This window comes from Bacillus sp. NPDC077411, from assembly GCF_044543425.1.
Taxonomy (GTDB): domain Bacteria; phylum Bacillota; class Bacilli; order Bacillales; family Bacillaceae_G; genus Bacillus_A; species Bacillus_A bruguierae.
In genome coordinates this window covers 146,490-168,594 of record NZ_JBITWA010000007.1, presented here as the reverse complement: position 1 = coordinate 168,594, position 22,105 = coordinate 146,490, and the positions used below count along the sequence as shown (strand labels likewise).

Genomic DNA, 22,105 nt, shown 5'->3' with positions numbered 1-22,105 from the left:
ATAATATGAAGGGACTTTTTTAGGTTTCTACATACTTGGACTGCTGATAAGGGGATTATGGTAGTAAGATAAAATTATATCCAAAAAACAAAAGTTTTACCCTTCTATAATTATCCATGAGGTAGGGCGTTTAATTTCGTTAGCTTGATGCTGAGGTGGCGAATCCTCTTTATCCCGCATTAACGGGCAGTAATACTCCCACCTCAAAATTCGACGAAAGCAAAGAAGTTAGGTGGGAGATAAACTGCCCGTAAAAGCCCGATTGGTTCAACTAATAATCAGTGGGGGATGAAGAAAACCCCCACTGATTAAAGTTTCACTTTATATAAATGTCTGAATTTTCGCACTTATTTTGTTGGTACGAAAGTTGAGTAAATTAATATTTTGAGTGTGGTTTTTTATAAGATTCTGAACTAGTTAGCGTAGAAGATGTTGCCTTTGTATAACATTTCAAAAATTGTTCGATATTTCACAATTTATGTTTCAAATTACATGTTATGATCAACTGGTAAAGATTAACTTATTAAAATTTTAAAACAATAAAGGGGAAATCGCATATGAAAGCAGTAGTGGTTAATAAAAACAGCAAAGCAAACATTGAAGTTATTGAAAAAGAATTACGTCCGTTACGCTCAGGCGAAGCATTAGTAGATGTAGAGTATTGTGGAGTTTGCCACACTGATTTACACGTTGCGAATCATGATTTTGGTAACACAGATGGCCGCATCCTTGGTCACGAGGGTGTAGGTATTGTTACTAAAATTGCTGATGATGTTACTTCACTTAAGATTGGTGATCGTGTAAGTATCGCATGGATGTTCCAATCATGTGGACGTTGTGAGTATTGCGTAACTGGTAGAGAAACATTCTGTCGTGAAGTTAAGAATGCTGGTTATACAGTAGATGGTGGTATGGCTGAACAATGTATCGTTACTGCTGATTATGCGGTAAAAGTACCAGAAGGATTAGATCCTATTCAAGCATCATCAATTACATGCGCAGGCGTAACTACATACAAAGCTATTAAAGTATCAGACATTAAACCTAGTCAACCTATCGTAATCTACGGTTGTGGTGGATTAGGTAATCTAGCTATCCAATATGCTAAGAATGTATTTGGTGCAAAGGTAATTGCAGTAGATATCAATGACGATAAATTAGCATTAGCTAAAGAGGTTGGTGCTGATATGACTATTAATCCAATTACTCAAGGTCCTGCTGACAAGATTATTCAAGAGGTGTTTGGTGGAGCTTATGCTGCTGTAGTAACAGCAGTTTCTAAAGTAGCCTTCAACTCAGCAGTTGATTCAGTACGCGCTTGTGGTAAAGTAGTTGCGGTAGGTTTACCAGTAGAAACTATGGATTTAAACATTCCACGACTTGTACTAGACGGAATTGAAGTAGTTGGTTCTCTAGTTGGTACTCGTAAGGATCTAGAGGAGGCATTTATGTTCGGTGCAGAAGGCAAAGTAGTGCCGGTTGTTCAAACTTGCCCACTAGATGAAGTGCAAGATGTATTCGAAGAAATGGAACAAGGTAAGATCCAAGGTCGTATGGTAATTGATTTTAAACAGCACAAGTGTAATTGCGAGTGTAAATAATTTATTTTGTTTTAACCATCGTTGGTACGATTCTCTTAGTAAATATTAAAAAGGTAGCTTCTTGGGCCTGAGTCCAGTATTGAACCGAATCTACTCATTAAGAATCGAGTTCGGGCTAGTCGCTATAGCCCACAACTTTATCAAACAAGCGGAAAAGAATCGCTCGTTTTGAGGAAGCAAACCTGAAAAATAACAAAACCCACGGAGAAAATTTATTTTCTCCGTGGGTTTTAGTCATTTAAAGGGGCTTTTGGAACATCCTCCTTTTTATCTTATAAATACTGAATATTCTATTTTTTTGGTATTTAAAATAAATTCCCTTACAATACCACCAAGAATTGGAGCAACGGTGAATATCCATAGTTGAGAGATTACTTCGCTACCAATGAATATAGCTGGTGCAATGCTGCGTGCAGGGTTAACAGATGTTCCAGTTAGCGGAATACCTAATAAGTGAACTAATACTAATGTGAAACAAAGTACAAGTCCAATTAAAGAAAGATTTCCTTTTTTACCCGTTACAGCAACAATAACTAGAATGAACACGAATGTTAAAATGAATTTTACTAAAAATGCTCCACATAAATCTAAATTTCCAAAACTATTTTGTCTTAAATTATCTAAAGGCAGGCTAGTAGATTGTAAAATCGTTATTAGTGTTACAGTTCCTGATAAACCACTATTCGGATAATTCAATACAAGGGAGCTCGATTAGAATTTTCTCTTAATGGACTTTCTTGTGATCCTTCAAGAGGTATCGTCATATACCCATCGGCTTAAAAATATGAACGCCCCATATATGATAAAATTGGATTGCATGCCAGTAGAAAAATTCCGTAGAAAATCAAACAGAGTCTCGATTATATCAAGATTTCTTTCATAGAGAGTAGGCTGAATACATGAACGAACAATATTATGATGCAGTGTTACATATAAAAACAGTAGGAGAGCAAAAAGGATTCAACAAATCCTTACATTATCATCGTTATGAACCAACACCATATTGCGCACTCGAAACATTATTTACGCAATATGACTTAAAAAGCAGTGACCGAGTTGTTGATTTTGGATGCGGGAAAGGACGATTAAATTTTTATATTCATCATTTCTATCGTGCGTCGGTTGTAGGGATAGAAATGAACGAGACGTTTTATAAAGAAGCGATGGAAAATCGAGGTCGTTATATAAAGAGAGAGAAAAAAGGTAAAGATAAAATCCACTTTCAATGTTGCTTAGCACAAGAGTACGAGATTGATCCGCGTGATAATAAATTTTACTTCTTTAATCCGTTTTCGGTGCAAGTGTTTATGAATGTTATAAATAATATATTGTTTTCGGTAGAACAGACAGAACGGGAAATAGATCTGATTTTGTATTATCCATCAGAAGATTATATTTATTTTTTAGATCATCAAACCTCGTTTGAATTGAAAGAGGAAGTGATATTGCCGGGTTTATATGAGCGTAATTTGAATGAGAGGTTTTTGGTGTATCGGTTGGGGGAGTAGTTGGTTTTGGGATTAATTACGCTGAATCGGACCATAAGTAAATGAGTTTTTCCATACACAGCAAAGTTTTATTAAAAAATGACTAGGCTTATCCAGAACGGATAAGCCTGCTTCATTTTCTTATAACTCTATTTTTCGGCGAGGGTTGTAGATATGCCTTAATTTTTGAGTGAAGATTTACTCAGCTTTTTAGGTAAAAGAACTAAATAGAAATTAAAATTTCCTTTCTAAGTTCCAGTTTTCTATATAAAAGTGCAAGTAGCATTGATGGAATAGTACAAACAATCATTCCAATAAAGGCATATCGTGGCTCAATTTCGTATAAATAGGCACCGAAAATTGTAAATACGGCAGTGCTCCAGCTAAGAGCCAGCGCTGAATATATGCCTTGTGCTTGCGGAATCTGTGTATGTGAAATGTTTTTGACTAGGTATTTCATAAAGGCATAATGCCCCATAGCAAATGAGCATGCATGCAAGGTTTGCGCGATACAGAAAACAATTACATTAGGAAAGGTAAATACTAGTATCCAACGTACGGAAGAACCAAGTGCCGCCAGTGCAAGCAAGGAGCCTACTGAAAAGTTATGAAACTTTCGGTCTGCGATTGAGAAAAAAATGATTTCTGCTATTACGGCAATGTTAATAATTATACCTATTAAATATTTGGGTGCATGGATTTCTTGTAAAAAGAGATAACCATAATTGTAATAAGAAGCGTGTGCCGCTTGCAGTAAAATTACTATAATGAGTACCAAACTAAAGTGCTTGATATGAAATAATTTTAACATGCCTTCTTTTTGTGTTTGGTCTGATTGAGGCTTTTTAGATAGAATGACAGGTGCACGCATAAAACCAAGACACACGAATATTACTGTGCCAAATAACAGGGCCCATAAAATCACTTCATCTCCAAGCATCCCCGTAAAGACAGATAAAATCATGCCGGCTAGGACGAACCCGATGGATCCCCATTGACGGCTTCTCCCATAATCTTTTAATTGGTTACTTTGTACGAGTACGCCAGCAGCGCTATCTAAAGCAGGCATCAATGTTGGATAAAAAAAATGGAATACTAATGTGACTATAAGTAAGCCGGTAAAGGAACTTGCCGGAATATAACACAGAATAGCAATAAGCGTACCGATTCCCGCCCCATTTAATAAGGTTTTACTACTAAATTTCCCTGATAAATAAGGAAATGCAAATAATGTGGAAAGGCCTCTTGCAACTAAACCTAAGCTCATAATCAAACTAGCTTGAGGAACCGTAATTCCTTTTGTATGAATCATCCATCCTGTCCAATAGGGTAGAAAAATTCCCCATGTCATAAAAAAACTAAAAAACTGTATACTCATCCAGCGATGTGTGTTCATGCTGTATCCCCCCATAGTTTGCATGTTATCATGTAAATACGTAAAAATAATATGAGATATCTCATATTTTTGAGGTGGATTATGGAAATCTACAAAGGTGAGAAAAAGCAATTGCAGTTGAAGAAGAGTTCTATTGCGCATTTATTTTCTTTTCCAGTTGAAGAGTTTATGGAAGTGCACGAGTATCAACGGGATGAATGGATTATTCAAGAAGGTATGAGAACAGATTTTCTATTTTATGTTATTGAAGGGAAAGCAAAGATATATGTAACACATCAAAATGGAAAAGTTTCCTTAATTAATTTTATTAACACAAATGAGTACATTGGAGAAATGGAATTATTTAATGAGGTGTACTATACAAAAGGAATTCAAGCATCAATGAAGACCATTTGTTTTGCTCTTCCTATTCATCGTTGTCGCACACAATTGATGGAAGATGCAAAATTTCTACGTGAATTAACTAAGTTTTTAAGTATAAAGGCAACACTTATGGCTGCAAAGTATTCACAAAGTCTTGCCTTTCCGCTTGAAAACCGGCTTGCAGATTTTATTTTGCAAACAGCTTATGAAGGGGTTTATAAGGAGAAACACGTAACGGTTTGTGATTATCTAGGTGTATCCTATCGTCACTTATTGCACGTACTAACACAATTTTGCGATAAAGGGTATTTGCAAAAGGAAGGGCGATACTATCAAATTAAACAGTACCATTCTTTATATGAACTTGCAGAGATGTTGAAGAATAAGTAACCATTTAGATAAAAGTATGTTGTGCAGTAAAAAATGTAATTGGAAGAAAAAAGTAACAGCACCCTCTAATTTGATGGAAAGGTGCTGTTTTGTTATTTGAATGCTTAGATGAACATTTGTTGCATAAATGATTGTTTTTGCTCTTGCGGTGAATTTAATTTTTTTGCTTACTTTAATATTCTCCTTTAATTACAAAAAACGAACCCCGAATTGTTCCAGCTAGTTTAGACTTCTGCCTAGCAAACTTAAACTTCTCTTCTAACTCCTTTGGTATCTCCATTCCCTCAGAAAGCTTAAAACCAACAGCTCGCTTCTTAGGGTTATCAACCGTATACATGACGTTGAGCACAAGACCATCCTCATAAATGACGTAGGTAAATTTGATATTTTCCACTTGAAAACGCGACGTTTCTAAAGGTTTGGCCGCAAACTCAATATCACGTTCTTCTTTCAAAATTCGGTTCACATAATCAAGGGTCTCCTTGCTTTCGCTAGCTGGTACAACCGTAAATTCATACTTGTATTTGTTCATAAAGTAACGGGATTCATGAGCACGTAAACCAGCAAGCGCTTCTGCTACAGGTGAAGACTCTAAACCAACCGTAGACACATTTTTAAAATCAACGATATAGGACAATTCCATTCCTCCTTTTATCTCCTTATTTCCTAACAACAGGAATCCATATTTCACCAAATAATAAGCCGTTTCGCAGCCCCATCTCAACTGTTGCATTTGGGCCACCAACATAGGCAAAATTCTTTGCTTCTGGCAAGACTTGACTAAAGGCAATGCCAGTAAGCTTATTACTCAATTCATCAGCCGTCTTTCCTTCTCCTTTAACAACTAGGTATTCCCCCTTAGGAAATTGGATAACCCTGGACTCTTCTGGTACCGAGGCCTCTGTCATGACGCCAGCATAATACATCATTTTGTTATTCACCGCTTCGTTCACGGCAAAAATGTAGTCATTTGTGGCTATGGATTTTAAAGTGTCAAGTCTTCCATCTTGTTTGACGGCCCACCAAAAGTCTGCCTTTTCCTTGTTTATGCCCGCATAGTCTGTGTAATCGCTCTTAAGCTCAGTTCCAATACCTAAAACGGTAAAGCTGTCTTTTTCCTCTAATGTATAATTTTCCATATTCAAAACCTACCTCTTTTTTTATTAATCAAATGATTTGTCTTTTCACTTGATGAGTTTATAATAGCCTTAAATCATGTCAAAAAATGATACTGTTTAGGAGGTCTCGATGAAAAAAGTTGAAAGGATTAATATTATCATGCGGTATATCAACAACCGCGCCCATTTTACAGTTTCTGAAATCATGCGAGAATTTAACATCTCTCGTTCGACAGCTATTAGGGATATCAGAGAAATTGAAGCTATGGGGATGCCACTTGTTGCTGAAGTTGGAAGGGATGGGGGTTATTTTGTCATGAATAACTCTGTCCTGCCCACTGTTCGCTTTACTGATAATGAGATTAAAGCTCTTTTTATTGCCTTTATGGCCACAAGAAATCAACAACTCCCTTATCTAAAGAGTCGTCAGTCTTTAGCTGAAAAATTACTAGGCCTCATCTCAGAAAACCAGCAAGATGACCTTGTTCTTTTAAATCAAATCTTGCTATTTGAAGGGACCAACCCCAATAATCCTGACCTACTTGATCTGTCGGACCTACCCCATCCTATGTTAGAAAAACTCATCCAAATCCTTCTTTTGGATAGCTATTTATTGATTACCATCAAAGAAGAGAAGGTAATAAAGTCTTATCCAATTTATCTCTTGCACCTTTATCGTGAAAAAGGCCTTTGGTTGATTGAAGGTTTTGACTTAAAGGATGAAAAGATACAGATTTTCCCTGTCGACAATCTCACCAATGTCAAAGCATACCCTACGAAAAAAAGATTGAGTAAGAAAAAGATTTTAGAAAAACTAAGTAAGCAGGAAGAAGTAATTAACCTTGTCCTTGAACTTGGTCCAAAGGCGATTGCCCAGTTCAAAAAATACCATCCTTTAAAAGTTTCGATTTCCTATACGAATCCTTACCAAGCCACGGCCATTCTAAAGACGTTTATCAATGTTAATAATCATAAAGAATTGACTGAAATAACAAATTGGCTACTTTTCCTAGGTGGGGATATCAAGGTCAGGGAAGTGCCAGAAGAAGTCTTAGAGGGTTTACAAGAGAGATTATGCTTATTCTGCACATAAGGAGTGCATGTTCATCGTGCACTCCTTCTTTTTGGTACTGTTTGCTTCACTACAATTGAACCTCTTTTTGATTAGGAAATTTATTACTTTTTTATCAGGATCAGTACAGTTTGGTATTAATAATAGTAGTATAATAGTGAATGAGGTGTTAATAGTATGGAAGATATAACCTTAGGATTACTACTAGATGTTGTTGGTGAATTATTTTCAGATGAAATTTCAATTGCCGTTTCGAATACGAAAGAATATATCTACTATCGGCCAAGTAAACGAATTGACTTAAAAATTAGCGTCGGGGATCCTATAAAGGAAGGGACGATTGCCCATAAAGCAATGGTGACGAAGCAAAAGGTTTCTGAGTTTATTGACCGGGATGTTTTTGGTATTCCTTATCATGGAATGGCCGTACCATTTTTTAATAATGGAAATCTTGAAGGCTGCGTGACGGCAATTTATCCAGCTTTAACGGATGGAAAGTCGGTTGTTACCGTAAAAACAACGGACGGCTGGGTTCCGATTCCTTTTTCGAAGGTCATTTATTTAGAGGCTAAAGATAAAAAGACGTATGTAAATTCAGAAGAGTTATCAGGAACACATAAATACTCGCTGCAAGAATTCGAATATTTACTTCCAAGGGATTCATTTATTAGATGCCACCGTTCATTTATTGTAAATGTTAATCATATTAAAGCGATTTATCCGGATACCCATTCTACCTTTTTACTTTCGATGGATAATGGTGAGAGGGTCCCAGTTAGTCAATCATATGCCAGTTATTTTCGGAAGCTTCTAGGATTCTAGATTTTCTGTTTTAGAACCTAGATTCTCTCTTTTATCTGGATTTTTCGTATCGTATACCAAAATCCCTATTTTCATAGTGTTAAAGTGTAAAATAATTATGAATATTCATTAAGAGAGGGATTACTTATGGAGAATAATTTGGAGAGAATCAGGGACCATCGTCTAAAGGACCGAGTAGTTACACCTGAAGAAGCAGCTTCCTGGATTCAAAGTGGAATGACGTTAGGTTTAAGTGGATTTACACGTGCAGGTGATGTGAAGGCAGTTCCATTTGCGCTGGTGAACCGCGTTAAAGATGATAAATCTTTTAAAGTAAATGTCTATACTGGAGCTTCCTTAGGTTCGGATGTGGATAAATTATTTGCTGAAGCAGGAATTTTAGGTAAAAGATTGCCTTTCCAAGCCGATGCGACTATGCGAAAAGGAATTAATAATGGAGACTTTTTATTTGTGGATCAGCACTTATCTCATACAGCAGAGCTGCTCCGTGCTGACGTTATGGATATAGATGTTGCTATTTTGGAAGCGGTTTCAATAACTGAGGACGGAATGATTATTCCAACCACTTCAATTGGAAATTCCTTAGCGTTTGCCTTAAATGCTAAGTCCATTATTATTGAAATGAATATGGCTCAATCGACACAACTAGAGGGGTTGCATGATTTATATGAACCTGGGAAACAAGGGGAAAGATCTCCGATTCCGCTCGTGAAATCGGATGATCGAATTGGAACGATCGGTATTCCGGTTGATGTTGAAAAAGTGAAGGGTATTGTGTTTACGAACCAACTTGATTCGCCATCGACGATTGTTCCTCCAGATGAAGAAACTGTCATCATGGCACAGCATTTAATAGAGTTCCTTCGAAATGAAGTAAAAGTAGGGCGATTAACAAATAGTTTAGCGCCATTACAATCGGGAATTGGTTCAGTGGCCAATGCAGTGCTGCATGGAATGTTAGATTCGGAGTTTGAAGATTTAGAAGTGTATTCCGAAGTATTACAGGATGCGGTGTTTGATCTTATGGATGCTGGGAAAGTACATTTTGCTTCCTGCTGCTCCATCACGCTTTCTGAAGAGAAAATGCAACAAGTATTTTCCGACTTTGAAAAGTATCGCGACAAATTAATGATGCGTCCGCAAGAGATTTCCAATCATCCTGAAATCATTCGCCGCCTCGGATTAATCTCGATTAATACTGCTTTAGAGTTAGATATATACGGAAATGTCAACTCTACTCACGTGTTAGGTACAAAAATGATGAACGGTATTGGTGGTTCTGGTGATTTTGCAAGAAATGCACGCTTAGCTATCTTTGTTACGAAATCCATTGCGAAAGGTGGTAACATTTCAAGTATCGTACCTTTCGTCTCTCATGTAGACCATACGGAACACGATGTCGATGTTATCGTCACTGAACAGGGATATGCTGATTTAAGAGGACTGGCGCCAAGGGAAAGAGTGGAACTGATTATTGAAAATTGCGCACATCCAATGTATCGTGACCAGTTACGAGCTTATTACGAAGAAGCACAAACAAGGGGTGGACAAACTCCTCATGTGTTAGAAAAAGCTTTTTCTTGGCATACGAATTATGCTAAAAATGGCACAATGCTTGAAAAGGTACTAGAAACTGTATAAGCAAGTAATAATAAACCACAAACAGGGGATTGCATTTAATATTAAAGAATTGAAGTTAAGGTTTGAATAAACAATATCTCCTCTATTTATAAAAAAGGACAAGCTTACTTAAATGAGCTTGTCCTTTTTTATCATATGTGGCGAGAAGACCTCCATCTCAAGCGAAATGGTAGGTGGGGGCAGTTCAATTACTTTTCACTACTATATTAATGTCGATTCCTTAAACCATATGTTGAGTCAAGGGTTATACAAACGTTTGGTAAAATAAGGTATACTTAATGTCGTTAATACATTTAATTGGGAGTGATTTTTATATTTAGGCAAAATGTAAAAAGGATACTTATGTCGTTATTAACAAATCCAGTATTAATAATTGGATACGGGATTTTTTGTTATGAGTTAGCTTTATACTGTAAGTATGGAAGAATGAATTATAATATTTATATTTTATTATTATGTATAGTGTTTTTTATATCTATAATTACATTTACTACAATGAGAGTGATAAAAGATAGAGAATATGAATCTAAAAAATTAACTAATTCAACTGCATGGAAATACATTTCTATTATTATCATTGTTGTAATTACATCATTTTATGGAGTAAAGATTTATAAAAGTGCAATAAATCTTGATGGCAAACTTGCATGGTTTATAGAAAGATTAAAACATGAAAGGTCAGTTGAACTTAAACATAATAATATATATGAATCTGGAGTAGAAGGTATTTTTGAAGATATAAATAAGAAATATCCTTTGCCAAAGAAATTATATATGGCAACTGATTTTGATCTTACATTTCATTCAGATGGAACAATCACAGCGTTTGATACATTTGTTTATGGGAAAAATGCTGACGGGAAAGTGGAAACTTATTTAATATCTTATAATAATAAGAAATCAGAAGATATTACTATAATACGAGATGGATATGCAAATCCTGATTATGATGATGATAAATTAGTAGAACCTCTAATTAAAACGGTTAAGGCTATTCCAGTTAAGCAAACGGTTAGTAAGTGGAATGAAAGTAAGTATGGATTGATTTATTATGGGAAAAGGAATTGGGGATACAATACAGATGGAATTATTAATATTACTGAGGATGGTAAGGAGCATAATCTTAAAGAAGCAGCTTCTGAAATCATTGGATATACTGTATCTATATTTGTTCCTGGAAAAGAGAAAGAGCTAGTACCTGCTAGATATAACTTAATATGTGACGCAAGTTGGAGTAAATCAAAGACTCCTCCAAATAAAGATAAGTTTAAAGAGAAGAAACAAGATTTAACGAATGAAAAGGAACAGTTTTTCCTATCAAAAGAAGTTGGTTATAAACTAAATATGACAGAAAAAGCATTAGGGAGTGCTTTTTATTCGCTAAGCAAGACTAGTGATGAAGGGAAAACATGGGAGGTTATCAATCCAGATCCATTTAATAGAGGGATTGGTAGTGTATCAGGAATAACTTTTATAAATGATAAACTTGGATTTTTAGGAGCAGTTAGACCTTCTGGTAATGAGGGAGAGTTATATCGTACAGATGATGGGGGCTTATCTTTCAAAAAGGTAGATTATCCGCCTCACGAAGTGAAATTAGATCATACACAGTCTATAATAAGTCCTTTTGATTCTCCAGGTATGCCATATGAGAAAGATGGAGTTTTCAATATGTTAGTTGGACAAGGAGCAGATGGAGACTACAATGGCGATAGTAGTGCACTTTATCAATCAAAGGATAAAGGAGAGACATGGGAATTTGTAGAGGAAGTTAAAAAGAAATAACGAGAATTTGCAATAACCCCATTACGAGTTATTATTCGTAATGGGGTTATTCCTTTCTAAAAAAGAAAGCCACTACACTACCAATTGGGTAGCACAGCGACTTTCTTTTTTGTTGTTTATGAACGGTACGTACTACTTATGTTCGGTTATTAATTACGGATTAGGTAATCGAATGCACCTAAGGCCGCGTTCGCACCTGATCCCATAGAAATAATGATTTGCTTATATGGACTATTTGTACAGTCACCTGCAGCAAATACGCCATCGACGTTTGTAGCGCCGTGTTTGTCTGTTACGATTTCACCACGAACACGTTCAACTGTTTCGCCTAACCAATCTGTGTTTGGTACAAGACCGATTTGAACGAATACACCTTGCAATCCAATGTGATGAACTTCTTCAGTTTCACGATCGATGTAAGAAATACCATCTACTTTGTCAGTACCAGTGATTTCTTTTGTTTGAACGTTCTTTAGAACAGTTACGTTAGGTAGGCTGTAAAGACGTTTTTGTAATACAGCATCAGCTTTTAGTTCTGGCATAAATTCAAGAACAGTTACGTGTTTTACGATACCTGCTAAATCAATTGCTGCTTCAATACCAGAGTTACCGCCGCCGATAACTGCTACGTGTTTTCCAGTAAACAATGGACCATCACAGTGAGGGCAGTATGCTACACCTTTGTTTTTGAACTCAGCTTCACCTGGTACACCAACATTGCGCCAACGAGCACCTGTTGAAATGATTACGCTCTTACTTTTTAGAACAGCGCCGTTTTCAAGTTCCACTTCAATAAGTTCTTTCTTTTCTAAACGTTTAGCACGTTGTAAATTCATTACATCAATGTTGTACTCTTTTACGTGTTCTTCAAGACTTGCTACGAGCTTAGGTCCTTCAGTGTGTTTTACGCTGATGAAGTTCTCGATACCCATAGTATCCATTACTTGACCACCGAAGCGCTCAGCAACGATACCTGTGCGAATGCCTTTACGTGCTGCGTAAATTGCTGCACTTGCACCAGCTGGGCCGCCGCCAACAACAAGAACATCGTATGGATCTTTATCAGAAAGCTCTGATGCATCAGGGCCATTCCCCATCTTAGCAAGAATTTCTTCAAGTGTCATACGACCACTGCTTAAGAATTCCCCATTTAAGTAAACAGATGGTACTGCCATGATGTCTTTGCTTTCTACTTCTTCTTTGAATGCAGCGCCGTCAATCATAGTATGTGTAATACCAGGATTAAGAACACTCATCAAGTTCAGTGCCTGCACAACATCTGGGCAGTTATGACAGCTTAGGCTGATGTAAGATTCAAAATGATATTCGCCTTGAATATTTTTTACTTGATCAATTACTTTTTGTTCAACCTTTGGAGCTCTGCCACTAACTTGTAGTAAAGCTAACACTAATGAGGTAAACTCATGTCCTAGAGGGATACCAGCAAACGTTACTCCAGTGTCTTCGCCGATACGATTCACACTGAAGCTTGGTGTTCTCTCCAATTGTGTTTTCTCTACCTTAATTTTGGATGACATTGTAGCTAATTCATCTACTAGAGCTAGCATGTCTTTCGATACGTCATCGGATCCTGCGCTAACTTTAAGTAGTACATCGTTTTCCATCAGTTGAAGATACTGGGCTAATTGTGCTTTTATATCTGCATCTAGTATCATTTTGATTACGCTCCTTAAATTTTTCCTACAAGGTCAAGGCTTGGTTTAAGTGTTGCAGCACCTTCTTGCCATTTAGCTGGGCAAACTTCACCTGGATTGTTGCGAACATATTGTGCTGCTTTAATTTTGTTAACAAGGATGCTTGCATCGCGGCCGATACCGTCTGCATTAATTTCAACAGATTGGATAACGCCATCTGGGTCGATGATGAATGTAGCACGAGCAGCAAGACCTTCTTCTGCAACTAATACGTCGAAGTTGCTAGTGATTGTGCGAGTAGGGTCACCAATCATAATGTATTCGATTTTGCCGATAGTTTCTGAGCTATCATGCCATGCTTTATGTGTAAAGTGAGTGTCTGTAGATACAGAGTATACTTCAACGCCTAATTCTTTTAAAGCTCCGTATTGATTTTGTAAATCTTCAAGTTCAGTTGGGCATACAAATGTGAAGTCTGCTGGGTAGAAGCAAACTACGCTCCATTTTCCTTTGAAACTTTCGTCAGTAACTTGGATAAACTCTCCATTATGATAAGCATTAGCTTTAAAAGGTTTTACTTCTGTTCCGATTAATAACATATTAAAATTCCTCCTAAATGTGAGTTATGGGCAGTAAAAATGATCTTGCTCATAAAGTAAATTTTTAAATTAACTATAATAATTCTAATTCGATACTAATTATCATATAAAATTGTTTATTTTGTCAAGGGAAATGTTTGACGCATATTCCTAACAAGCTATAATAAAAACTATATATAAGTTAAAAAACGGCGTAAAAAACCTCTTTCTTTTTAGGGAGACGAGGGCATCTGGCCGTGCGTAGAAGCGGTCAGGGCCTTTTCCTGCCACATGCGAAATTTCAAACAAAAGGAGAAAGCAAGTAGCGGTTTTGTTGTATTCTACATAGCAGCGACTTATATGTAAAATGGGATAGTATAGATGTTTGTTTTAAAAAAATTGTGATACATAGGTTGAAATAGTATCAATCTATCATTTTTACGGCTTTTAGAAAACGCTTACAATTAGGATGGAGGGAGAAACCATGTCTAAGTTTATGAAGTATTTTTTAATGGAAGCTAGTGATGTTATACCGTATGTGATGGAAAAATTGTCGATGTTCGAGGATACACAGCGTTTGCAGTGTAAGGAAATTGGAGATGGTAATTTAAATTATGTGTTTCGTGTTTGGGATGAAGAGAAGGGCACTTCTGTTATTGTAAAGCAAGCAGGAGATACGGCGCGTATTTCGGATGAGTTTAAGTTATCTACAAATCGTATTCGGATTGAGTCAGATGTGTTGCAGTTAGAGGGGAAGCTAGCACCAAGACTTGTACCGAATGTGTATTTGTATGATGATGTAATGAATTGCTGTATGATGGAAGATTTGTCAGATCATACGATTCTTCGGACTGCGCTTATAAATCATCAAATTTTTCCACAACTTGCAGATGATTTAACAACCTTTATGGTGAACACACTACTATTAACATCGGATGTGGTCATGAATCATAAAGAAAAGAAAGAGCTTGTAAAAAATTATATCAATCCAGAGCTGTGTGAGATTACAGAGGACCTTGTGTATTCTGAGCCATTTACAGATCATAACAAACGAAATGAGCTGTTTTCTTTAAATGAAGGCTGGATTCGAGAGCATATATATGGCGATCATGTACTTCGTATGGAAGTAGCGAAGTTAAAGTTTTCGTTTATGACAAATGCACAAGCATTGTTACATGGAGATTTACATACTGGATCTGTGTTTGTAAGAAAAGATTCTACAAAGGTAATTGATCCAGAATTTGCGTTTTATGGACCGATGGGATATGACATTGGGAACGTTGTGGCAAACTTAATATTTGCATGGATAAATGCAGATGCAACAATGGTTTCTGGAGTAGAGAAAGATGTGTATATGAACTGGTTGGAGAATGCAATTAGAGATGTAATTGATCTATTTTCCGTGAAGTTCTTAGAAACATGGGATGTTCATGTTACAGATATTATGGCGAAAGAATCAGGATTTAATCGTTGGTATTTACAGTCTGTATTAAAAGATACAGCGTCTGTTACTGGTCTTGAATTAATTCGCCGTATTGTCGGATTAGCAAAGGTGAAAGATATTATATCTATTACAGATGAAGAAGCTCGCGCTAGAGCAGAACGTATTTGTTTGCAAGCGGCAAAGTCGTTTATTTTACAAGCAAATGCGCATAAAACAGGAAATGATTTTTTACAAACGTTAAAAACAGAAGCGCTGTTACTTAGTACGAAATAAGGAGAGAAGCTCATGTCTGAACAATTAATACCGATTCAATGGAACGAGAACGCTTTAGTTTTATTAGATCAGACTTTATTACCAAATGAAGTTGTCTATGAGTCTTTTAAGACGGCAGAAAGTGTATGGGATGCGATTCAAGTAATGAAGGTGCGCGGTGCACCAGCAATTGGAGTCTCAGCAGCTTATGGCGTGTATTTAGGGGTAAAAGACGTGCAAGAAGATTTGATGGAATTGTTTATAAATAAAGTGCAAAAAGTATGTGCGTATTTGGCGACTTCAAGACCGACAGCTGTGAATTTATTTTGGGCGCTTGAGAGAATGGAGAATACTACAAAGGAAAATGCTCATTTGTCTATTAGTGATTTAAAACAGAGATTGTTAGAAGAAGCAAAAATGATTCATAGAGAAGATGAGGAGATTAATCGTCAAATTGGTGAGCATGCACTTACGTTATTTCAAGATGGCATGGGTGTGTTGACGCATTGTAATGCAGGTGCTTTGGCGACAACAAAATATGGAACAGCAACAGCACCAATGTATTTGGCAAAAGAAAAAGGCTGGAATTTAAAAATTTATTCGGATGAGACGCGCCCGAGATTACAAGGATCTACGTTAACGGCATTAGAATTGCAGCGAGCGGGTATTGATGTAACAGTTATCACAGATAACATGGCAGCGATGGTCATGTCACAAGGGAAAATTGATGCAGTCATTGTCGGCTGTGACCGCGTGGCAGCAAACGGTGATGTAGCTAATAAAATTGGAACGTTAGGTGTGTCTATTTTAGCAAGGTACTATAACATTCCATTTTATGTAGCAGCACCGACGCCAACAATTGATTTAAAAACGCCAACGGGAAAAGAGATTCCAATTGAAGAACGTGATGCGTCTGAAGTTATTAATCGTTTTGGGCAATATTCAGCACCGCAAAATAGCAAGGTGTATAACCCAGCATTCGATGTTACACCACAGGAGAATATTACAGCAATTATTACAGAAAAGGGGATTGTACGCCCACCGTTTGCGGCAAACTTGGAAAAGTTATTTCAGTAATTAGGAAAGATAAAAATGATGGAAAAGCGGTCATTATAGTGAATTAGCAGTAAGAAGCGTTTCGCTGAGGGGGATGTATAGTATATGTTACTACAAAAAGAGAGAGAAGAAATTGTAGAGTATGGAAAGAAATTAATTACAAGTGGTTTAACAAAGGGGACAGGCGGTAACATTAGTATTTTTAACCGTGAACAAGGCCTTGTAGCAATGAGTCCAAGCGGATTAGATTATTTTGAAACAACACCTGAAGATGTGATCGTACTAAATTTAGATGGTGATATTATTGATGGAACAAGAAAACCATCTAGTGAACTGGATATGCACCTCATTTATTATCAGAAAAGAGGCGATTTAAATGCTCTTGTGCATACACATTCTCCTTATGCAAAAACAATTGCATCATTAGGTTGGGAACTTCCTGCCGTTTCTTATTTAGTAGCCTTTGCGGGACCGAATGTACGCTGTGCTCCGTATGCAACGTTTGGAACGAGAGAATTGGCAGAAGCAGCTTATGAAGGAATGATAGATCGCCGCGCTGTTTTACTTGCGAATCATGGGTTAATTGCAGGTGGACATAATATTAAAATGGCGTTTACAGTTGCCGAAGAGATCGAGTTTTGTGCACAAATTTACTATCAAACGAAATGCATTGGAGAACCAAAACTATTGCCGGAAGAAGAGTTGAATGTATTAGCGAAAAAATTTGAGACTTACGGTCAAAAATGAACAAAGAGGAACTTTCATATGACCAGCTCCTCAATATACAATGTATGTGGTAAAGTTGATATGGACGGAAGTTGAATCGATTAATAAAAGGAGTCATTTCATTTACTCCTTTTATTATTAAGAAAGGACTGAATACATTGTATTTAACGGTAAAAGAAGCAGCTGAATTTTTAAGTATGCCAGAATCGTATATCGAAAGCTTAATTCAACAAAAACGCATACGTGCTGTTCATGACGGGGAGCAGTATTTATTGAATAAAGAGCAATTTAATACACACTTAGAACAAATGGAGAAATATAAAAAGCTAGTAGAAGAAATATTAAATGAACCAATTCCAGAAGATATAGATGTGAAAGATGAGGACTAGGAAGCATTTCCTAGTCCTTATATATGGGATCTCGCCAGCATTTTGGAAAACCCTCACGTTCAAGCAAAGATTCTTTTTAAATATTTTAAATCTACATTCTGAAAGATTAAGGCCTTATCCTAAAACTCTATACTTTTAATGCATGGTCTGAAAAAGAAAGAATTGTTGTCGTGAGCCTGTTAGATATTTACTAAATGGGCTCTTTGTTAGACAGAGATTACACAATAAATTTCTGTGAAGCAAATAGGGGGGAATCAGATATGTAAATAAAAAAAGATAAGACTAGGGATTCAGTCTTATCTATGACATAGGGAGAGACAAATGGGACAGAAACCATCACACGCTTATTATAAAATATTATCTTTTAATTTTGAATATTTAAACTGTAAATAATTAGGGTATTCATGTTGAGAAAAAATTAATAGGACTCTTTTTTTACTTTTCTTTTTATATTGTATATTCTACAGATGTGAAATTACCATAATCACGCTTATCAGCAGTCCAAGTATATAGAAACTTAAAAAAGCCCCTTTATAATATCTAAAGGGACTTTGCTCACACAAATGATCTGCACATCAATTCATCTTTGGTATACAGATCATTTGTATGATAATTTTTATAAATAATTGCGGAATAATGAACTTACATAAATGCTTTTAAAAGCTCTTGTACGAATGGAAGTAATCCACCTACAAATTTTAAAACTGCCATTGCAATTGCCATATGATTTCCTCCTCTGGTCTGTACATCAATTCATCTTTGGTATACAGATCATTCTTATAAATGATTGCTGAATATGAACTTACATAAATGCTTTTAAAAGCTCTTGTACGAATGGAAGTAGTCCACCTACAAATTTTAAAACTGCCATTGCGATTGCCATATGATTTCCTCCTCTTTTTTTGTATTACGATGTGGTTCATCTTTATACCCTTATTATAGTAAGCGCTTACATTTTTATCAACACATTTTAATATGCAATATTACATATTAAAATGTGTTTCAAATTCTCTTCCTTTTCTATGTGTTCATAGATTAAGTGATACAGGGAAATCTTGATACGTATACAAAGCCGTGCTATATATAAATGACTAATTTTTTCCTCCTCTTGTACCTAAGCTTTTGTACTATTATGTATACTACTTGATAAGAAAATAGATAAGGGGAGTGAAGGGCGTATGAGATGTTTAAAAATTACAAATCCCCTCTAGGTAATTTTGGTAATTTAACTTTAACAAAAGATTCAGAGTAACTCCAGTTTATAAGGCTTACTCTATTGTGGCGTTTGTATCTTGAATTCAAGAATAGAAAAAGTGTTGACGAGCATAGTGATTGTTTGAGTAAACAATTTGTTACGCAATATATAATTTGTTATTTTTAAATAGAGTATTGTAGGTTATGTATATATCGTTATAATAAAATAGTGGGAAGTTTTTATTTGAAAACATTTCAACCTATAAAGGAGTTTAATGTGGATCCAAGTACGATGCTGTTTCAAGAAGAAGGGAAAAAGCAAGTGATTTTGGTAGAGGCTTAATGGCTGTTTATAAAATTGTTGTTGCCGATAAAGGAGTTTTAACATGGACAAAGCTCATATACTTATACAAGAGGAAGTTAAAGCGTTAAAGCTTTTTTTAAGTTTATTTTATGTAATTTTCTTCTTGAGTGATATTCTGTATTATTATTTTTATCCAAAAGTGGAAATGGGAGATAGCGATATAGGCTTTCCAGAAGGTGGTTTAGGATTCTGGATGTATCCTTTTATGTTTTTATTGTTGTTAATTGCTATCTATTTTATAAAAAAGAAAAATATATATATTGTAAAATATATTATTTTTATAGGATATATTTTTATTGATTTTATTGATAATATAATGATTTATTATGGCACTACAAAACCATTTGACAGTGGTAATGCAGTAGAACCGTTTTTATTTTTATTTTCTCCTATTTTTGTAAATAAACGCTATTTTCGGATCGTGTCACTTGGGATTGTTGGAAAGTATGCCGTTTTAGGAATCATGTTACATGCACCAATTGTAATTGGACCTATTGTGCTATGTGTAAGTTTTGCAACTATCGCGTTTATTCTGTTAACACGTTTTCAATCGTACGTATGTACAATTGAAAACATGTTTGAAGAAGCACAACAAGCTGAAAAATTGGCAGTCATCGGAAAAATGGCGACTACGATCGCACATGAAATACGCAATCCATTAACATCATTAAAAGGCTTTACGCAGATGCAGAGAGAAAAGCACCCTGAAGATGTAGAATACTATAACATCATGGTGCAGGAAATTGAACGTATGAATGCGATTGTTAGTGAATTAATGGTTCTTGGAAAACCGAAAAAGAGACACTATACATTACATAATATAAAAGATATTTTATATTATGTGATTTCGATTGTAGAACAGACAGCCGCTCAATATGGTATTACAATTTCAACAATGTTTGTTAAAGAATTACCTTCTATAAAATGTGATGAAAAACAGATGAAACAAGTATTTCTTAATATTATTAAAAATGCGATAGAATCTATGCCCGGCGGCGGTAATATTATTGTGGAAGCGAATAGAGTTCATGGTGATGAGGTTGTAGTGAGTGTAATTGATGAAGGGTGCGGGATGGAGCAAGAGAAAATAGATAAAATAGGTGAAGCTTTTTATACGACAAAGGAAAATGGAACAGGTTTAGGTTTAATGGTTACATATAAAATTCTTGAAGAACATCAAGGTGAAATGGAATTTCAAAGCAGACTTGGTATCGGGACAAAGGTAAATATCAAGTTGCCAGTAGGAGAAGTGAATTAAATATACGTGAAAAAACTCTTCTTTCATATTCTAAAAAGAAGAGTTTTTTCGTAATTCTGAATGAAAATATTTGAAACACAAAGCTGTTTATTTTATCCGGCTATTTTTGTGCAATAAGACCACTATCTCAAGATTGGGAGAGAGGTGGAGGAAAAACTTACTGGTGGAAGTTTCACATTATACAAAGCCATTTTAAATTTTCAACATTCGCTGCTTTGCAGAATACAACATGCCCCGCACTCGTTCTATACGTTTAACCCTTGCACGTGGCAGGAAAAGGGGTTTATGTCGTTTTTTAATTTGTATTTATATACTTTATAGGTATTCACCTATTTTTTCCTGCTTGCATATTGTAGCTTATGTAGTGAAACTGCTTACAAGGGAGTGAAAGGCAGTGGAAGGAAACATAAAAAATTATTATGCTGGCGGTAATACAGCAAGGGGATTTTACAGTTTATATGAAGAGAACGTAACGGGGTTAGACCGATTATTTATTCTAAAAGGTGGTCCTGGAACAGGAAAATCTTCACTTATGAAGGCGATTGGTCGTGATTGGGTAAAGAAAGGATACGATATTGAGTTTTTACATTGTTCATCTGACAATCATTCAATTGATGGTGTGATTATTCCGGCGTTAAAAGTAGGGATTGTTGATGGAACGGCACCGCATGTGATTGAGCCGAAAGTACCAGGTGTTGTAGAAGAGTATGTAAACTTAGGTATAGCTTGGGATTCTGCTGAGCTTAGGACGCATAAAAGTGAGATTGTACATTATACATCAGAAGCGGCTAATTCGTTTCAGTCAGCTTATGCGTGTTTTAAGACGGCGCTAGAGATTCATGATGAATGGGAGAAGTTTTATATTGACCACATTGATTTTGAAAAAGCAAATGAATTAACAAAGCAGCTTATACAGCAGTTTTTCACTGATAAAACGTGTATGAAAAAAGCGAATGTGAAGCATCGTTTTTTAGGAGCGGCAACGCCAAAAGGAGCAGTTGATTTTGTTCCTAATTTAACGGAAGATGTACCGAAGCGTTATTTTATAAAAGGGCGACCTGGTTCTGGAAAATCGACGATGTTAAAGAAATTAGCAGCGGCAGCTGAAGAGAAAGGATTCGATGTTGAGATCTATCATTGCGGCTTTGATCCAAATAGTCTTGATATGGTCATTGTAAGAGAACTTGGCTTTGCCATTTTTGATAGTACAGCGCCGCATGAATATTTTCCAACTCGTGAGAGTGATGAAATCATTGATATGTATGAACTTATTATTGAACCGGGAACAGATGAAAAATATGCAGTAGAAATTCAAGATGTATCAAGACGCTATAGAGAGAAAATGAATGAAGCGATGTCCTATTTAGCAAAGGCAAAATCTGTGCGTGATAAACTAGAGAAAATTTATATTGCGGCGATGGATTTTGAAAAAGTGGATGCGTACAAAGATGAGATTCAATCTGAGTTTGAGCGGATTGCAGAATTTGTTGCCCAGCAGCAACAGTGAAGAAAAG

General features: G+C 36.0%; 18 protein-coding genes and 1 pseudogene. 13 read left to right on the top strand and 6 right to left on the bottom strand.

All coding sequences use genetic code 11. The features are described from left to right. Positions 1 to 557 precede the first annotated feature (557 nt). Positions 558 to 1,601 carry an alcohol dehydrogenase AdhP gene (gene adhP, locus ACIGHG_RS11890; protein WP_090919801.1) on the top strand — a complete coding sequence of 348 codons (1,044 nt, stop codon included), beginning with the start codon at positions 558 to 560 and terminating at the stop codon, positions 1,599 to 1,601. A 267-nt stretch (positions 1,602 to 1,868) separates the two neighbouring features. Here adhP and ACIGHG_RS11885 read toward each other — a convergent pair. Continuing rightward, positions 1,869 to 2,279, bottom strand: a pseudogene (locus ACIGHG_RS11885) (aquaporin); the annotation flags it as partial. 221 nt (positions 2,280 to 2,500) lie between these two features. Here ACIGHG_RS11885 and ACIGHG_RS11880 point away from each other — a divergent pair. Next, complete coding sequence (locus ACIGHG_RS11880; protein ID WP_336472915.1) at positions 2,501 to 3,109, top strand: methyltransferase; 609 nt, start codon at positions 2,501 to 2,503, stop codon at positions 3,107 to 3,109. 202 nt (positions 3,110 to 3,311) lie between these two features. Here the strand turns inward: ACIGHG_RS11880 and ACIGHG_RS11875 are convergent, their stop codons facing one another. Continuing rightward, positions 3,312 to 4,484: an MFS transporter gene (locus tag ACIGHG_RS11875; protein WP_336472914.1), complete on the bottom strand. Its 1,173-nt coding sequence runs from the start codon at positions 4,482 to 4,484 to the stop codon at positions 3,312 to 3,314. 81 nt (positions 4,485 to 4,565) lie between these two features. Between ACIGHG_RS11875 and yeiL the strand changes: the two genes are divergently transcribed. Then, complete coding sequence (yeiL, locus tag ACIGHG_RS11870) at positions 4,566 to 5,237, top strand: transcriptional regulator YeiL (RefSeq protein ID WP_336472913.1); 672 nt, start codon at positions 4,566 to 4,568, stop codon at positions 5,235 to 5,237. A gap of 172 nt (positions 5,238 to 5,409) precedes the next feature. On the opposite strand, the gene ACIGHG_RS11865 is transcribed toward yeiL, so the two are convergent. Together ACIGHG_RS11865 and ACIGHG_RS11860 are read right to left on the bottom strand one after the other, a co-directional pair. Then, complete coding sequence (locus ACIGHG_RS11865) at positions 5,410 to 5,910, bottom strand: phage tail protein (protein WP_396548624.1); 501 nt, start codon at positions 5,908 to 5,910, stop codon at positions 5,410 to 5,412. Then, positions 5,897 to 6,376, bottom strand: a complete 480-nt coding sequence (locus ACIGHG_RS11860; protein ID WP_396548564.1) for a GyrI-like domain-containing protein — start codon at positions 6,374 to 6,376, stop codon at positions 5,897 to 5,899. Before ACIGHG_RS11860 ends, ACIGHG_RS11865 begins: the two co-directional genes overlap by 14 nt. A 109-nt stretch (positions 6,377 to 6,485) precedes the next feature. Here ACIGHG_RS11860 and ACIGHG_RS11855 point away from each other — a divergent pair, with 109 nt between their 5' ends. The 4 genes from ACIGHG_RS11855 (at position 6,486) to ACIGHG_RS11840 (ending at position 11,675) form a co-directional block, all read left to right on the top strand. Next, the gene (locus tag ACIGHG_RS11855; protein WP_336472912.1) at positions 6,486 to 7,448 is read left to right on the top strand and encodes a helix-turn-helix transcriptional regulator; all 963 of its coding nucleotides are present in this window, start codon (positions 6,486 to 6,488) and stop codon (positions 7,446 to 7,448) included. Between the two features lie 156 nt (positions 7,449 to 7,604). After that, positions 7,605 to 8,249, top strand: a complete 645-nt coding sequence (locus ACIGHG_RS11850; RefSeq protein ID WP_336472911.1) for a LytTR family DNA-binding domain-containing protein — start codon at positions 7,605 to 7,607, stop codon at positions 8,247 to 8,249. A 126-nt stretch (positions 8,250 to 8,375) separates the two neighbouring features. Continuing rightward, the gene (gene scpC / locus ACIGHG_RS11845; RefSeq protein ID WP_396548561.1) at positions 8,376 to 9,890 is read left to right on the top strand and encodes a succinyl-CoA:acetate CoA-transferase ScpC; all 1,515 of its coding nucleotides are present in this window, start codon (positions 8,376 to 8,378) and stop codon (positions 9,888 to 9,890) included. A gap of 303 nt (positions 9,891 to 10,193) precedes the next feature. Next, complete coding sequence (locus ACIGHG_RS11840) at positions 10,194 to 11,675, top strand: WD40/YVTN/BNR-like repeat-containing protein (RefSeq protein ID WP_396548622.1); 1,482 nt, start codon at positions 10,194 to 10,196, stop codon at positions 11,673 to 11,675. A gap of 149 nt (positions 11,676 to 11,824) precedes the next feature. Here ACIGHG_RS11840 and ahpF read toward each other — a convergent pair whose 3' ends face one another. Both ahpF and ahpC read right to left on the bottom strand, forming a co-directional pair. Next, positions 11,825 to 13,351, bottom strand: a complete 1,527-nt coding sequence (gene ahpF, locus ACIGHG_RS11835) for an alkyl hydroperoxide reductase subunit F (protein ID WP_396548559.1) — start codon at positions 13,349 to 13,351, stop codon at positions 11,825 to 11,827. 14 nt (positions 13,352 to 13,365) lie between these two features. Continuing rightward, positions 13,366 to 13,929: an alkyl hydroperoxide reductase subunit C gene (gene ahpC, locus ACIGHG_RS11830; protein WP_336472907.1), complete on the bottom strand. Its 564-nt coding sequence runs from the start codon at positions 13,927 to 13,929 to the stop codon at positions 13,366 to 13,368. 463 nt (positions 13,930 to 14,392) lie between these two features. On the opposite strand from ahpC, the gene mtnK reads away from it, so the two are divergent. The 6 genes from mtnK (at position 14,393) to ACIGHG_RS11800 (ending at position 22,098) form a co-directional block, all read left to right on the top strand. Beyond that, a complete protein-coding gene (gene mtnK / locus ACIGHG_RS11825; RefSeq protein WP_396548557.1) occupies positions 14,393 to 15,625 on the top strand; it encodes an S-methyl-5-thioribose kinase in 1,233 nt (410 codons plus the stop codon). 12 nt (positions 15,626 to 15,637) lie between these two features. Then, positions 15,638 to 16,681: an S-methyl-5-thioribose-1-phosphate isomerase gene (gene mtnA, locus ACIGHG_RS11820; RefSeq protein WP_336472905.1), complete on the top strand. Its 1,044-nt coding sequence runs from the start codon at positions 15,638 to 15,640 to the stop codon at positions 16,679 to 16,681. 84 nt (positions 16,682 to 16,765) lie between these two features. After that, positions 16,766 to 17,407 (top strand): L-fuculose-phosphate aldolase, encoded by a 642-nt coding sequence (locus ACIGHG_RS11815; RefSeq protein WP_090919766.1) that lies wholly within the window; start codon positions 16,766 to 16,768, stop codon positions 17,405 to 17,407. 137 nt (positions 17,408 to 17,544) lie between these two features. After that, complete coding sequence (locus ACIGHG_RS11810) at positions 17,545 to 17,775, top strand: excisionase family DNA-binding protein (protein ID WP_139207770.1); 231 nt, start codon at positions 17,545 to 17,547, stop codon at positions 17,773 to 17,775. 1,580 nt (positions 17,776 to 19,355) lie between these two features. Continuing rightward, a complete protein-coding gene (locus tag ACIGHG_RS11805; protein WP_336472904.1) occupies positions 19,356 to 20,591 on the top strand; it encodes an ATP-binding protein in 1,236 nt (411 codons plus the stop codon). A 394-nt stretch (positions 20,592 to 20,985) separates the two neighbouring features. Continuing rightward, positions 20,986 to 22,098 (top strand): PRK06851 family protein, encoded by a 1,113-nt coding sequence (locus ACIGHG_RS11800; RefSeq protein WP_336472903.1) that lies wholly within the window; start codon positions 20,986 to 20,988, stop codon positions 22,096 to 22,098. Positions 22,099 to 22,105: the final 7 nt, after the last annotated feature.

What these genes read in the sequence shown, in the direction of transcription:
- adhP (WP_090919801.1), top strand. Translation starts at nt 558, where the DNA reads ATGAAAGCAGTAGTGGTTAATAAAAACAGCAAAGCAAACATTGAAGTT.
- ACIGHG_RS11880 (WP_336472915.1), top strand. Translation starts at nt 2,501, where the DNA reads ATGAACGAACAATATTATGATGCAGTGTTACATATAAAAACAGTAGGA.
- ACIGHG_RS11875 (WP_336472914.1), bottom strand. Translation starts at nt 4,484, where the DNA reads ATGAACACACATCGCTGGATGAGTATACAGTTTTTTAGTTTTTTTATG.
- yeiL (WP_336472913.1), top strand. Translation starts at nt 4,566, where the DNA reads ATGGAAATCTACAAAGGTGAGAAAAAGCAATTGCAGTTGAAGAAGAGT.
- ACIGHG_RS11860 (WP_396548564.1), bottom strand. Translation starts at nt 6,376, where the DNA reads ATGGAAAATTATACATTAGAGGAAAAAGACAGCTTTACCGTTTTAGGT.
- ACIGHG_RS11855 (WP_336472912.1), top strand. Translation starts at nt 6,486, where the DNA reads ATGAAAAAAGTTGAAAGGATTAATATTATCATGCGGTATATCAACAAC.
- ACIGHG_RS11850 (WP_336472911.1), top strand. Translation starts at nt 7,605, where the DNA reads ATGGAAGATATAACCTTAGGATTACTACTAGATGTTGTTGGTGAATTA.
- scpC (WP_396548561.1), top strand. Translation starts at nt 8,376, where the DNA reads ATGGAGAATAATTTGGAGAGAATCAGGGACCATCGTCTAAAGGACCGA.
- ahpF (WP_396548559.1), bottom strand. Translation starts at nt 13,351, where the DNA reads ATGATACTAGATGCAGATATAAAAGCACAATTAGCCCAGTATCTTCAA.
- ahpC (WP_336472907.1), bottom strand. Translation starts at nt 13,929, where the DNA reads ATGTTATTAATCGGAACAGAAGTAAAACCTTTTAAAGCTAATGCTTAT.
- mtnK (WP_396548557.1), top strand. Translation starts at nt 14,393, where the DNA reads ATGTCTAAGTTTATGAAGTATTTTTTAATGGAAGCTAGTGATGTTATA.
- mtnA (WP_336472905.1), top strand. Translation starts at nt 15,638, where the DNA reads ATGTCTGAACAATTAATACCGATTCAATGGAACGAGAACGCTTTAGTT.
- ACIGHG_RS11815 (WP_090919766.1), top strand. Translation starts at nt 16,766, where the DNA reads ATGTTACTACAAAAAGAGAGAGAAGAAATTGTAGAGTATGGAAAGAAA.
- ACIGHG_RS11805 (WP_336472904.1), top strand. Translation starts at nt 19,356, where the DNA reads ATGGACAAAGCTCATATACTTATACAAGAGGAAGTTAAAGCGTTAAAG.